The following is a 14,479-nucleotide window of genomic DNA, read 5'->3' as shown; positions in this document are numbered from 1 at the left end:
CCCGCCAAGCCTATTTGACAGCCTTGTCGATGAACCCGAGCGTCGTCGCGTTCTCGACCAGCGTTCTGACCTTTGCGCGATCAAGGCCAGAAGACACCTCTGCGTCGATCTCAAGCTTGATGGAGACATCAGCACCAGGCAGCGTGGTCAGCTGCTCGATGATCGCTTCGACGATCTGGTGGATATCGCGCGCCGGTCTCTCGGGAGAGATCATTACCGTCCCGTGAAAACGGGTGGGCTTTTGCTCGATCGGTGTAGCTACCGGTGTGCCAGAGGCGGGTTGCTCAGTCGTTTCCGGACCATGTGTTACGGCGGGTGCTGGGCCCTCGGCTGGTGCCACTGCGGTTTGCTTTTGTCGGTACTGCTCCGCCACATCCGGCTTGATAATGACCGATTCATTGTCGATCACGACTTGAGCGCTCGAGGCTCCTGAAATTGCGAGACCGACATAGGACCCCTTGGCCTCGTCCCAGCGCTCTGCATAGGCGAAGGGGCCAGGCAGCATCCCGCTGACGGAAGCGTGCACCGCCTTCGAGAGAACGGCCCTGTTTTTGACGCGCGGAAGGTAGGTGTACCGGTTCAGATACTCCCAGAGATCCTTGAGATGCAGATGCGGCTTACCGTTCCAGATGTACTTCTCCAGCTGACGGTTGAGGTTGTCAGGGCCAAGCTCGGGCCAGATCCCTTGATCGCTCACCAGTTTCTTGCTGGCGCGAGCGAGCAGCCCGTCCTGCGCGGGAACCTTTGCCGACATCCACTCCACATCGGATTGGGCGCTCTCCTGAACCGGATAGATCAGATAGCACCAGGCTTCTTTCATCCGTGTCTTCAGGGTCTCGGTTGCCTCTTTCAGTTTCGCTTCCGCCAGCGCGCTGTCGCTCTGGGTCAGGTTGAGCCGTTTCGTTTCTCGAACAATCTCGGCCCATGCCAGAGCAGCACGCTGGGCGGCTTTGAGATTGTCCAGCTGGCGTTGCTCGGCGGCGAGGAAGACCAGCATGTTCCGGTAGACGCGCGGCGTACTGCCGCGCTGCATCATGACGTCCTTGGCCTCCGCCAGGGCCTCTGATCCCTCCCGGCCGGTGTGAGGGTGTGCCACGCCCAGAACCACCGCGCGCACCCCACCGGGCTCGTCGGGGATATCGGCCGAGCTGCCAGGGGCGACCTGAACGGTGTCGAAGTGACCGCGATCTGCGAGGCCGTTGATGTAGCCGCTGAGCGCCTTGTCGATCTCGTGGAGGACAAGCGCCTCCTCGAACTGGGCGGCGCGGTCGGCGGCCAGCCGGTTTAGGCTGGCGGACATCGAGTACCAGTATCGTCCAAGGTCGCTGTGCATGAACTTGGCCTGGTTCGCGAGCCGGCGCAGCGCATCACCGAAGATGGCGGGGCGTTCACCAGGCTGTACGACACCGAGGTTGATCTGCTTGTCGTCGAGCCCCTTGTTCTCCTGTCCATGTGTCGGGGCCGTTCCCATGAACACCGCGCGCGCAACGCGGCGCGTCGCGGAGTAGCGGTTCAGGTTCGGAGCCGACTGATCGATCTTGTACGGCGTCGACGTCACACCATCGACGTCGCCCGCGATGATCGATTGCCAGCTGGAGTCGAGATAGTGCAGTAGCTCGGGCTCGACACGCGCCGAGCTGATCGCGACGCTCCCAGGCATGATCATCACTGACGGATCGCTGCCCATCCAGAGTTCGTGGATCACCTGCGCCATTAGGCGCAGCACCCCGCGCGTGCGCTGGAATTTTTCGAGCGAGCCCCAGCTGGTGTAGAGTTGGTCGAACAGCTCCGGATGAATGGGGTAGGCCTTTTCCAGCTTGCGCCGGTAATCCTCGTCGGAGCAGCCATTGGGGAAATCGTTCGCGTTCTCCCGGTAGAGCTTGGCGAACTGCTTCAGCGTATTGTCGCGGTGATGGAACTTGTCGCCGGGGATTTCCTTGAACAGGCGGCGGCGAACGATTTCGTAGCTTTCCTCCTGGCTGGCAGGGCGCCATGACGACTCAACGCGGCTGAAAGTCTGCTTCAGTCGCGCTAACGCTTCCTGTCCGCCTTCGCCGCCGACCTCGATCTGCGAGGCGGGCAGCGAGGCCACCAGCAGCACGCCGGGGCTGGCCTTCACCGCCTCGGTCAGCGACTGGACGAAGGACAGGTTCGCGTCGAACGATCCGGACGGCAGACCCTCCACCTTGTAGATCTGGCGCAGGTAGGCGACCCATTCATCAATCAGGATCAGCGCGGGCGCGTACTTCTTGAACAGCGCCTCCAGCAGGTTCGACCCGGGCGCGATCCCGCGTTCGTCGTTCTCGGCCAGCATCTCGAGCGCCTCGGCGCCGCCCAGCTGCCATGCCAGTTCGCCCCAGGTCGTGCGGATCTTCCGGCCGCCCTCTAGCGAGATCACGTCCTGCGGCCCGCGTGACGTTCCGACCAGCACCGCCCGGTTGACCTTGCCTGGCACCGCCAGACCGTTCCGCGACATCAGCTGGTCGAGCCCCGGCAGGTCCTCCACCGGCGTGCCGCCCACCATGTGGTAGAGCGCCAGCATCGAGTGCGTCTTGCCGCCGCCGAAGTTGGTCTGCAACTCGACGACCGGATCGCCGCCGCCGCCGCTCAGCCGCTTGGCCGCGCCGACCAGCAGAGTGCTCAGCCCCTCGGTCAGGTAGGTCCGGGCGAAGAACTCGCGCGGGTTGCGGTATTCCGACGGCGCGCTGCCGTTGTGCACCTTGGCGAGGTCAGCCGCGAACTCGGCCTGCTGGAACTCACCGGTGGCCACGTCCTGGTGCGGCTCCACCACGTCCCGCCATGGCAACAGCCCGCCCACCGTCTCGACCGAGATATCCAGCCGCGCCGTCTTCCGCCGCTCCTCGTTTCGCGCCAGCTCCGTGAACTTCGTCCGCAGGATCGTGTCGCGCATCTTGCCCAGCTCGGCCGCGACCTCGCCGGCGCTGATCGCCTCCATCAGCCGCCGCATGCTGTCGAGCGCGCGCTCGGCGTCGTCATAGGTGAAGGTGCCGTTGTGCGAGAGCTTGTTGCGCACCTCGACCAGTTCGTTGACGATCGAGCGTTCGGCGCGGCCCAGCACGGCCTTGAACGCATCCATCCAGAACCGGTCCATGGCGTTCAACAGCGCCGCCTGGTCCCACACGATCTTGCCGTTCGAATCCGGGCGCAGGCCGGGCAGCTTTTCCACCACCTGCACCTGCCAATGGCCCTGCAACGAGCTTTCCAACCGCTTCTCGACGAAGGGGATCAGCGCCTCGGGCAGCAATTCCATGCCCTCGAACACATGCTGACGGGTAGACTTGGCCATCTCGGAAACCCTTACAGTTCAAATCGTGCTTGCCGGTTCCGCCCTTCCAGCGAAACCGTGGCGGCCATCTGGCTCAGCTCGGACCAGTCGGCGATCAGGGCGTTGTAGACCGTGGCCTCGGACGCCTCGCGCCGCTTGTTGGCGGCGATGTCGTAGAGGCAGTAGGCCAGATCCTTCACCGCCTCGGCCTGGGGCCCGAAGCGCTTGAGCAGCGCCGCGGTGTCGTGCGAAAGGCCCTCCTTCTCGTGCAGGCGCACGAGGTGCTGCAGGCATTCCCAGACCGTCAGATGCCCGTCCTCCTCGGGCGCCCAGTCGGGGTCGAGCTCGTCGCGCTTCAACAGCCGTACCTTGCCCGCCGCGCTTTCGACGATCCCGGCGTGTTTGGCGCTGTCGACCGAGATGCCGCGGGCGCGGGCGAGGTTGTCGGCCACGCCATAGTCGCCCTTGCCCATGCCGTTCTGCTCGAACCAGGTGATGGCAAAGCGGGTGTCGGCGTCGAACTCGCCCTGGATGCCGCCGAGATATTCGTCGAGCTCGGCATTGATCAACTGCAGCGCGGTCTTGACCGTCATCGGGCTGTCGTCGGCCTCGAGCACGGCGGTGTAACGCGAGAAGACGCCCATGCCGGGGCCGATGGCCGATTGCGGCATGTCTGCGGGAGCGATGTTGGCGGCCTGAAGTTCGGCGATGGCCGGGGGCAGTTCGCGTTTCAGCGCCCGGATGAACTCGGCCCGGGTGATTGTGTCGGCGGTCGCGTCCTTTTTGTGGCAGACGAGGACGACCGAATTGGCGAGGGCATTGGTGCCCGAGGCAATCATGCGCGTCGCCATCTCTGTACGTAGCGGCCATGTTCCGACCACGGAATACCCAGCTTCAACAACAGCCTGCAAAAAAGTAGCCCAACCGGTCGAACTAATCCCTTCCTGCTCAACCTCGCTTTGCTTGAACGCGTAGTAAATTGCGGCTGGATATTCGTCGGAAGACTGCTCAGCCATATTAGAGATTGCACGTTTCATCCCGTCGAGGAAGAACGCCTCTGCAGCCTCGGAACTGCCATGGCGATAAGGTGTCGCTACGAGCTCGTCCTTCTTCGGCGTGGCGAGTACTGCAAAGTCTTCCGGGAAGAATTGCTTGAGGATTGGCTTCAGCCAACAGAAGAAGAAATCAGAAAGCTCAGCATATCCGATGTTGTCATAATAGGGTGGATCGCTCGAAATCACTGAATTCGGCGGGTACTTTACAGTTTGCGCATCATGGTTGATGAGATGGCCAGTGGCGCTCCCGCGAATGCGATCCAGGACACCAGAGGTTCCATTCACGACGCCTTGGAAGTCGCCGCCAGCGCCCGCGAAAGGGTTCACCTCCGCGAAATCCCAAACCATTGCAATGGCCTGTCTTCCGAACGCGGGAGCAGTCTTGTTTTCTCCTGCCCGCCAGCGAGAGAGCGAGTTGAGGAATACAGCCAACTTGCTGACAGACATACCCAAATACACGCAGATTGCTTCGGCATAAGCTTTGGCTCCAATGCCGCCCTCGCGAAGGGATGTCTCGCCCTGTTTGAGGTTCGCAGCCAATGCGTGTTTTTCGATCTCTGACCGAACCTCATCGACCAAGCTGGAGAATGTGTTGAGCGCAACGAGTTGCCTGTCAGTGAACAGATCGCCGAAGCTGTTCAACCCATAGTTTGGGGTTTTGAAATCCCTTGGATTGTCTGGGAGGCGTGTTTCTGGGCGCCAATCCGGCTTGGCAGAGTTCGCTACTGAATAGTGCTCAGCGGAGGGTTCGAGATGAACGCGTCCACTCTTTGTGTCCGCAACCACAGCCAGCAGTGTCGTGCCCATTTTCCCGGATTGACCTGCTGAGCGAATGTAGTCGTACGGAAGTGCAGCACCCGAAACCACACATCGGAAGGCTTGTCGCTTGCCGGCGGTCGAGCCAAGCTTAGCTGCCTCGATCTCCGCTTTCGTGCCACCGCGCCTGATGCGGTAGGTTATTGTCTTGGCGGCCTTGTCCACTATCGGTTCGATCCAGACCTCTTTGCCTTTCTTTGAACTGAGCAAGAAATTTGAGGCCAGCGGCACCTGCATATCCGAGAAGGCAGGGTCCGGGCTCGGCACCGTTCGCGCCCAGATCCATGCGATCACCGTCGCCTTGCCGCCCCCATACGCCTTTGGCAGGTCCACCTGGGGGTAGAGATGGCCGATGCGCTGCCACGCCTTCTCGCGCATCCATTCGCCGTAATATTTCACGTCTTCGGCCAGCCCTTCGGCGTTGCGGTAGAACGAGCGCTCCTTGATGCCAGGGTGGATGGGGGGCATGTCCTTGAACTTCGGCGGGATCTCGATCATCGCCTTGCCGATCATCACCGCCACCGGATTCAGGTCCGACCCATAGGCGGGCAGGCCCAGCCGCTGCGCTTCGAGCGGGATCGATCCGCCGCCCGAGAACGGGTCATAGACCGGGGGCAGCTCGCCGCCGCAGCTGCGCCGGATCTCGGCCCGCGCGCGTTCCAGCACCTCCTCGTTGGTCGAGTTCTCCCACTTCACCAGGTCCTCGATGATGGCGAAGAGCCGCTTGCGCTCGATCTCGACCGCCACATCCTCCAGCGTCGGCTCCGGCGCATTCGCCGCCGCCCCCTGCGCCGAGGCCTTGCTCTTCTCCCAGGCCGCCAGCCGCGCCGGCAGCTCCGCCTCCGCCTGCGCGTGCAGCTTCGGATCTGCCATCAGCTCGTCCACCCGCGACGAGGGATCGTCCACCAGCTGCGCGAACAGCACCGCCCGGCACGCCGCGAGAGGCCGCCGCGCCCACCACAGGTGCAGGGTGGAGGGATGCCCGTGCCGGATCGACTTCTCCCGCGCCGAGGCGGCATTGATCGCCTCGAGCGGAATGGCGACTTCGATGAGTTTCTTCTTGTAGGTCTGGGACACGGCTTACTCCGGGAATTCGATGAACGTGGGCACGGCAACAAGTTCGGGCCCGCGCGGCGGGGCGTTCTTTCGCCAACCGCCCTTGATGGTCTGCAATTTCGAGATCGGAAAACGGTCGGAGGCCGCCAGCGGGACGAGCTGCCGGACGTGCCAGAAGACAGCCCAATGGCCTTTGTTGTCGGATGGGTTCGCTTCCGTCGAAGGCGGGCGATGCTCCATGCCGAGGGAATGCCGTCCGTTGTGAGCTTCTTCGCTCCCGATGTACCAGCCGATCCAAGAAACCATGGCGGAAACCTTGGCTGGATCGTCTTCGTGCGAGGGGTAGATGACGACGGGCACAGGGTCACTGCCCCTGCGCTCATCGATATCGCGGAACAGTTCCCACTTGCGGGAGCCAAATGCCACGAAGCCCTTTTCCTCCGCGATGGTTTTTCCGGTTTCGAGGTGGCGCAGAGGAACGGGGGCGAGAATGGCGAAATCCTTCATCGCGGAACCTCCGCCCGCTCGAGCAGGCTCTTGATGCTGAACTGAATGGCATTGTGCTCGAACGGCGGTTCGCGCGTGTCGAGGGCGCCGCGGACATAGCGCGGCTCGCGGGCGAAGCCGTTCTCGACCTGGACGACGGCCAGGATGAACTTGTCGGGCTCGTGGAGCGAGGTGATGACCTCCTGCCGGGTGATCATCACCGTATCGGCGCCGTCGATGCGGCCCTTGACCTCGATGAAGCGCAGATGGTCCGCCTTCGGGTCGTAGGAGGCGATGTCGTAGCCGACCTTCTGGGCGGAGACGTCGGTGGGCGTGTTCCCGAGAGTGCGCTCGACGGCCATGACCGCCTCCATCGCCGCGATCTCGATCTTGCGCCGGGCGACCGGATCCTCGGAGAAGCCGTTCGCGGTTTCGGCGAGCTCATCGGCCGGCGCGCGCGCAATCAGAAGGCCACGCGGGATGACGACCATGCCGCCGCGCACGCGGGGCGGCTGGGCGGATATGAAGCGCTCCTGATCGAGCGCCTCCAGCCGGCGCTTCAGACGCTCGGCGAGCTCTTCGGCCCGACGCTGGGCGTTCTGCCAGTTGAGCCGCGTCTTCTTGCCGGCACGCTCTTCCTCCTTCAGCTCGAAGGCGCGCGCGTCCCAGTAGTTGATCTCCTTCTTGAGGCGCGCCTTAACCTCCTGCTCGACCTTGTCGATCTCGGGGATACGACGCGCCTTGACCTCGGCGACATGCTTCTGGGCGAGCTCGACCGTGGCGAAACGGACGGCGGTCTTTTCGAGGTCGGTGCGCAGCCAGTCAGCCTGCAGCAGATCCTCGACGCGCGCAATCTCTTCGGGGCGCGCCGGGCGAAGGTTCAGGTGGGGTGCGATGCCGGCATTGGTCGCGGCGCCGTTCCGGTCGATCGCAGCGAACTGCAAGCGCTCTGAGACGATGTGAGGCTTGCCCGTCGCCGTGGGGCGACCGTCCTGAACGCTGTGCTCGAGCAGGAACAGCGCCGCAATCTCCTCGCCCGGATCGGTGTCATCGACCAGGATAGCCCCGCGCTTCATGAGGTGGTCGTACTGTTCACGCACGAGGCTGATCACAGCCTCGAGCAGCGGGTGGCCCGGGCAGACGAAGGCCGCGACAGGCTGCTGGTTGATCTTGCTCTTCTCGAAGCAGATGCGCTCGTACTTCTTCTGGATCGGTGCGCCGCTGCCGATCTGTCGATCACGCTCCCGGATGCTGAGCGGGACGTGCGTAATTTCCCAACGCCCTTCCTCGCGGCGCTTGATCTGGCCGCCGAGGTGCTTGAACGCCTCGACGAAGAAGCTCTGGATGTGATGGGGTTGGAGACGCTGCGCCTCGGCCCGTTCCATCTCGATCCGCAACTCATGAACGCGGGTCGCAGGCATCGTGTCGTTGGTCAGCTGTCGGCGCTGAAGCAGATCCAGGAGATGCTGTTGATCGACTGCGCCATCGATGGCCTGGAACAGCTTGGCCTTCACGTCTTCCTGCTCGCCATACTGGATAGCCTGCACGAGCAGATCGCGCAGCGCCGTTCCCTCGAACAGTTCACCCAGCACGTCGTAGACGCGGCCCCCCAAGGCCTCCCGAGCCGCTTCGAGCTTCTCGAGAAGTCGCGCGTACACCTCGCCTTCACGGGTGTCCGCGGCAACGAGGTTCCAGAGATGGCATACCTCAGTCTGGCCAATCCGGTGAATCCGCCCGAACCGCTGCTCGATCTTGTTGGGGTTCCACGGCAGGTCGTAGTTGACCATCAAATGTCCGCGCTGAAGGTTCACGCCTTCGCCTGCAGCATCGTTCGCGATCAGGACCAGCATGTCCCGATCCTGCATGAAACGCTCGACGACCTTGCGACGCTCCTCCCGCGTGACGCCGCCATGGATGACCTCGACGGCGTCCGGTTTCCCGAGCCGTGCACGGATCTTCTCCAGCAGGTAGTGCAATGTGTCCTTGGGCTCGGTGAAGATGATCAGCTTTCGGCGGTTTCCGTCGCTGTCGATCATGAGTTCATCGTCGAGAATACGGTCGAGCTGGGTCCACTTGGTGTCCTTGCCCGAGCGCAGGACGTCGAGCGCCATGATCTCCAGCCCCTTGAGGGTCTGGACCTCGATTTCGAGCTGCTCGACGGTTTCGGCCGTCGTGGCACCGGTTGAGATCAGGTCTTCAATCTCGTCGACTTCATCCTGCCCATACTCATCAATGTTCTTTAGCATCTCGTCCGAGACGTCCGGCTGGCCGAAAGCAGCGCGTCCACCCTTGCGCGCGAGCCTGGCTTCGGCGAGTTCCGCCTCGAGCCGTTCCCGTCGGCGTTTCAGGGACTGGTAGATCGCGGCAGGGGATGATGCGAGACGACGCTGAAGAATCTGGAGTGCGAAGCCGACATTGTTGCGCTTCTTGCCGTCTTGCTCGGCGAACCGCTGGACCCGGTTCATTTCGGTTCGAACGTACTCGGTGACAGCGCTGTAGAGCGCAGCCTCCTCGGGAGAGAGATCGTACTTGACCGTGTAGGCCCGACGCTCAGGGAACAGCGGTCTACCATCGAACTTCAGCAGTTCTTCCTTCGTCAGGCGGCGCATCATGTCGGCGCTGTCCGCATAGTGGACGCCGTCACGGAAACGGCCCTCGAAGCGGTCGCCGTCGAGCAGCGCCATGAAGAGCTGGAAGTCCTCCTCCTTGCCATTGTGCGGCGTGGCGGACATCAGCAGCAGATGCCGGCAGACCTGGCCAAGCTGTTGTCCCAGCTGGTAGCGCTTGGTGTATTTGACATCTCCGCCGAAGTAGCTCGCCGACATACGGTGAGCTTCGTCACAAATTATCAGATCCCATTCCGTGGAGGACGCGAGCTTCTGCTGGAGATCCTCGTTCCGCGAGAGGACATCGAGGCGAGCGATCAAGCGGTTCCGGTCATTGAAGACGTTACCGGACCGCGAGGTCTCAATCATGTCGCGGGAAAGGATGTCGAACTCGAGCGAGAACTTGTCCCCAAGTTCGTCCTGCCACTGCTCGACAAGACTGCCGGGCGCGACAACGAGGCAGCGCTCGAGATCGCTGCGCGCGATGAGCTCCTTGATCAGCAGGCCTGCCATGATCGTCTTGCCCGCTCCCGGGTCGTCGGCAAGCAGGAAGCGGAGCGGCTGCCTTGGCAGCATTTCGCCGTAGACGGCCGTGATCTGATGCGGAAGCGGATCGACCAGGCTCGTGTGGATAGCCAGATAGGGATCGAAATAGTGTGCGAGCTTGATCCGGTTCGCTTCGGTGACCAGCCGCAGGAGACTTCCGTCTGCATCGAAGGACCAAGCTCGACCTCGCTGCTCCACCGAGAGACGGTGCTCGTCATCACGATATAGGGTGGTCTCCGAAACGCTCCCGCCGGGCACCCGATACACGAGGTTGATCGCCTGATCGCCTATCCATTCGACCGAAACTGCTTCGACGGTTTGGTGCGGGACCACGCCAGTAATCGACGCTCCATTCCTGATGTCTTCGAGCTTGGTCACGAGGCAACCTCGCAGAACTTTGGCAGCAGTCGGGTTTCGAGCCGATGGTCGCGAAGGACGGGACGCTTGTGAATGACATCCATTCAGGCGGCCTCCTCTGCATCGGGATCTGGCAGGTCGAAACCCTCGTCATCCTGCGGAAGGTCCTCGCCCTCCTCGGGTGTGGCATCGGCGCGGGTAATGGCGTGGCCGGTGGCGCGCGAGATCATGGCGAGCAGCCGGGATTCCCGATCCGCCATAAAGCCCGCGAAATCATCGGCGCGCAGGAGGGCGGGATCCATGGCGTGCGAAGCCAGATATTCGTCGAGTGCGTCGCGAGAGATGGGTGGCGTGTCCTTCCCGCCCGTCTCGAGCCGCTCCAGGTAGACCGATGGCGCGACGCCCCCGAGAATTCGGTTCGTCTTGTAGCTGAGCGGGGTCTTGTTGATGACGGTGTCGAAGACCTTAGGCTCGATCTTCTGCTTCTTGCACCAGTCTTGCGGGAAGATGTGGTGGATATCGACATATTCGTCGAAGAACACCGTGTCCTTGAAGTGCTGGCCCGAGCGGAGATCCCGCGCGCCTTCGGCCATCAACAGGGCGTGGATGCCCTTGTAGGCGGCGGAGAGACGCGTGCGGAGGGTGCGCAACCTCTCTGGGCGGAAGCGCCCGTCGGTAATCGTGCTCGGTTCCGGTCCGCCGTCGAGCCAAGCAGGAACCTCCAGTACATCCTTGGCAAACCGGGACTCGATGGCCGAGCCGTAGAGTTCGCCGAAGATTCCGCACCAGAACCAGCGCGCGAGTTGGTCGCGCACTGCCGCGTGATCGAACTTGGGGCCGATCATCGCGAGGATCGCGGCGAAGGGGACAAGTTGTCCCTGATAGGGCAGGTCGAGAACACGGTAGATGTGGTTCTGGCGGAGGAAACGTGCCGCCGTCTTGAATCCTTCCTCGACCGCGCCGCGATGTTTTAGGTAGGCTTCGAGTGGCAGATCGAGCAGCGACTGGCGCGTGGCGCGGACGGCTGACAACTCTGACTCCTTGCGACCGGCAGCGATTTCAGCCGCGCGCTTTTCGACGCCGTGCAGAAGCGCAATGGCTTGAAGCACGTCGGTCGCGGCGACTTTCTCGAGGACCCCGAACTTCTGCTCAGCTGCGCGGCCGTAGAGTTGGAGCCTGGTCTGCAGTCCCGGCTTACCGTCAGCGCCGAGCCAGTCGTCGCGCAAGCGATGGCCGCGGGCCGCATACATTGCTGTCACCAGTTCGAACGCGTCGAGTGGCTTGCCTCCAGTGTTCACCTTCTCGAAGACCAGACAAACGGCCTCGTGCGAGGTGTCGGGGCTCAGTGCGATCACGGGCAGCTGGTAAGATTTGAAGTTCTGAAGAACGCTTTCGTTGAACGCCTTGAAGAACTCGGTCTTTTCCAACTCGCCCTTTTGGGTCCAGTAGGTCCAGAATCCCATCATCCAGTTCATCGAGTCGAATACCTGGTTGAGCGGGAACATCAGGTTTTCGTATTCGAGCTCCGCAGTCGAAAGGTCTAATTCAACCTTGCGGTCGAAGTCGGATTTGATCCGCCGATCCTCTGGGACGGAGACAATTGCGTTCTCCCGGTCCTCGGAAGGGTCCATCGATTTGCGCATGTCGATGTAGAACCAGCGCTTCACGAGCTTGAGACGCGGGGTCACCGTGTGCACCACCTCGCGGCGCAGACAGGTCTGGTAGAGAGACGTCATGCGCTGCTGGCCATCCAGCAAGAGCTGATCCGGTGCGCTATCGAAAACAGCCGCATCGGCACCTTGGATCGGTCGACGGGCGAATGTGTCCGCTGCGCCCGGCTTGACCTCAAGGGTCATCAGAGCGCCGACCGGAAAGGCCTGCGAGATCGACGCGATCAGACCTTTGATGCGTTCCTCGTCCCAGACCCAGCTACGCTGGAAGTCTGGCAACTGGATCTTGCCGTTGCCGCACTGGCGCAGGAGTTCTTCCAGGCTGACCGGGTTCGTCTTGAATGCGGCTTGCTTACCCAATGGCACACTCCTCAAATGAACTGATCAGTTCGCGGCCAAAGACATTGCGTTTCCAGATCGACCCTCTCATGCCGTGCTCTCCCGAGCACCGCGTGCCTTCATTCCGCTAATGATCTCATCGCGATTGATGAGGACAATTTGTTGATCGTGGGGCGCACGCGCCTCGGGAGCAGTATCGAGTCCAAGCCGCTTGAGCGCATAGTAGAGGAGCGCACGCCTCACCTTGATCTTCGCCTTGCCGCCCCGCATCCCGTAGTCGAGCGCGATCACCTTCGCCTGCGTTTCGGAGAGATCTGGATGAGGCCCGACTTCCAGCGTCACCTCGGATTGCCAGTCGCGATCATCGTCGGCGGATGCTTTGCTTTCGCGCGAACCGCGGATTTCGAGGATCCGGGAGAGAAGGAAATCCTTGAAACAATCATCGGTTAGGCAGAACGCCCGCGTGTGCCAGCGGAACCCGTCGAACGCGATGGCATGCGGGGCGATCCAGCGCCAGCGCGGCTCGGGGCTGGACAGCGACTGGTACTTCACCTCGATCGCCTCGGACACGCGGATGGCGCTCACGATGGAACGAAGAGTTGCCGGATTGACCCCACGAACCGGCGTAGGGGCGGCAGCGTAGGGCGGGAGGTTGGCGATCCACGCGTCGTCGCGGTCGAGGATCCCGTCGGCGACCGACCGCAGTTGCGCGAGATAGCGGCTGGCGTCGGGTTCGAGAAACTGCGGCTTGAAGTCGGAGCCGCGGACGTAGGTGCGCGCACTCTTGTCGTAGACCATGTTGTCCGGTGCGAAGCCGATGTAGCGGTTCAGGTCGGTGGACGCCTGGTTCACCGAGACCCCGAACTGGTCCATCAGATCGCTGCGGTTCACATGTCCCTCCCAGAACAGGCGGAACTCTATGAACTCGAGGCGCTGCTCGACGCCCCAGCGGAGTTCCGACCTGTCGTTTTCCATCACGCTCTCCCGGCTCGGGCGATGCGCACGATAACTATGCGCGCCCATTTACTGGGCCTGAGACGAGGCTAGTCGAGCCGGGAAGGTGGTGCAATCGAAATGCATCGCAAATCAGAGCTTTGGAGCGTGACTTGCGGCGGGGAGGTCGGGGATGGCGTCAGGACGCCGTGATCTGCTGTTCAGCCGTCGATTGAATGACCTCTTGCTCGAACGCCTCGATATCGCAGACGCGGTACACGACACGCCCGCCCAGCTTCATGTACGCGGGGCCTTCTCCCGCCCACCGCCACCGTTCCAGGGTGCGGTGCGAGATGGTCCAGCGGTTGGCGAGTTCCTTCTGAGTCATGCAATTGCGTTTCATGTTTTCCTCCATCTGAGCAACTCGGTGTGGTTGCGTCGAAACGAAGGCGTGAAAGAAAGTGCGAGGCAAGTCAGTTGGTTGCGCGATTGTGCGCGTTCAGGCGAGTCCGTCGACGGACTTGCCGTGAGGTGGTCAGCACGCTCTTCCGAGGGAGATACGCACGGCAGTAGGCGAGAGAAAACGATTAACAATCGCGCCGTGACGAGGGCACTGGTGCTGCTCTACCAGATCCTGCCTGCGGAACGCTGAGCCGAGATTTTCGATGACTCACTCCCTCCGCCATCATCCCTGTTGCAAACACGGACAGGCGCCTATCGCAGCGCGGAAATAGTCGTGTTTTCAAAGGGCTTTGCCTCCCCCATCCGAACCTCTGAGACTGCGCGCCAGGCCCGTTCCGGGCTCTGAACGGCGCTCCGTCTCTGTTAGGGCGAACCTCGCCGATTTCGGTTCGGTCGGATTTTTCCACGCTTTTCCAATGACCTGAGTTTCAACAACGCCAAAACTGCGCGCGCTGTTTCCATCGCTATCGAGCGGAACAGAGAACGAAAAAGCAGGAGGCGAAGGGAGAGGTGACAGAACAGGCCAGCGCGTAGCGGTGGCGGAAGCCGATCAACTTACAAGTTGCCCAACGAGCAATGAGCCCGGCGAGTTTGCTCTGGCGAAGCTCGACGGTATCGAAGATATGTTATGAGAGGATAAGTCGTGCCATGATACAATGGCACTACGCAGTGGCTTCCAACACCAGTGCAGCGTCCCCCTTATCAACTTGCAACCAAGATGGTACTGTCAAAGAAACCAGGCTTGAGGCGGGGCAGGGGGCTCGGTAGCGTCTCGGCATGACCAAAGCCAGCCCGTTCAAGTGGTTCAAGACCAGCCCCGAGATCATCCGCCTGGCGGTGATGATGTATGTCCGGTTCCCGCTCTCG

Annotated in this window: 7 protein-coding genes and 1 pseudogene; 1 reads left to right on the top strand and 7 read right to left on the bottom strand. The window is 62.1% G+C overall.

Annotated elements, in window-relative coordinates; genetic code table 11:
* Positions 1–10: 10 nt before the first annotated feature.
* The 7 genes from ABCN56_RS14280 to ABCN56_RS14250 all read right to left on the bottom strand — a co-directional run bounded on the left by ABCN56_RS14280 (position 11) and on the right by ABCN56_RS14250 (position 13,553).
* The gene (locus ABCN56_RS14280) at positions 11–3,307 is read right to left on the bottom strand and encodes a DUF499 domain-containing protein (protein ID WP_343081505.1); all 3,297 of its coding nucleotides are present in this window, start codon (positions 3,305–3,307) and stop codon (positions 11–13) included.
* An 11-nt stretch (positions 3,308–3,318) separates the two neighbouring features.
* Positions 3,319–6,234, bottom strand: a complete 2,916-nt coding sequence (locus ABCN56_RS14275) for a DUF1156 domain-containing protein (protein ID WP_343081504.1) — start codon at positions 6,232–6,234, stop codon at positions 3,319–3,321.
* Positions 6,235–6,237: 3 nt separating this feature from the next.
* On the bottom strand, positions 6,238–6,720 hold the full coding sequence (locus ABCN56_RS14270) for a hypothetical protein (protein WP_343081503.1): 483 nt from the start codon (positions 6,718–6,720) through the stop codon (positions 6,238–6,240).
* Positions 6,717–10,229 carry a helicase-related protein gene (locus ABCN56_RS14265; RefSeq protein WP_343081502.1) on the bottom strand — a complete coding sequence of 1,171 codons (3,513 nt, stop codon included), beginning with the start codon at positions 10,227–10,229 and terminating at the stop codon, positions 6,717–6,719. The genes ABCN56_RS14270 and ABCN56_RS14265 overlap by 4 nt, the downstream gene beginning before the upstream one ends.
* Positions 10,230–10,312: 83 nt before the next feature.
* Complete coding sequence (locus ABCN56_RS14260; protein ID WP_343081501.1) at positions 10,313–12,244, bottom strand: GmrSD restriction endonuclease domain-containing protein; 1,932 nt, start codon at positions 12,242–12,244, stop codon at positions 10,313–10,315.
* 60 nt (positions 12,245–12,304) lie between these two features.
* Positions 12,305–13,192, bottom strand: a complete 888-nt coding sequence (locus ABCN56_RS14255) for a BrxR family helix-turn-helix transcriptional regulator (protein ID WP_343081962.1) — start codon at positions 13,190–13,192, stop codon at positions 12,305–12,307.
* A gap of 157 nt (positions 13,193–13,349) precedes the next feature.
* Entirely contained in the window at positions 13,350–13,553 is a 204-nt protein-coding gene (locus tag ABCN56_RS14250) for a helix-turn-helix transcriptional regulator (RefSeq protein ID WP_343081500.1), read from the bottom strand.
* Positions 13,554–14,389: 836 nt separating this feature from the next.
* Between ABCN56_RS14250 and ABCN56_RS14245 the strand changes: the two are divergent.
* Positions 14,390–14,479, top strand: a pseudogene (locus ABCN56_RS14245) (IS6 family transposase); the annotation flags it as partial.

Origin of the sequence: Ostreiculturibacter nitratireducens (assembly GCF_032670585.1) — a bacterium.
Classification (GTDB): domain Bacteria; phylum Pseudomonadota; class Alphaproteobacteria; order Rhodobacterales; family Rhodobacteraceae; genus Ostreiculturibacter; species Ostreiculturibacter nitratireducens.
The sequence above is the reverse complement of the archived record's forward strand: the minus strand, read 5'-3'. Positions and strand labels throughout refer to the sequence as shown.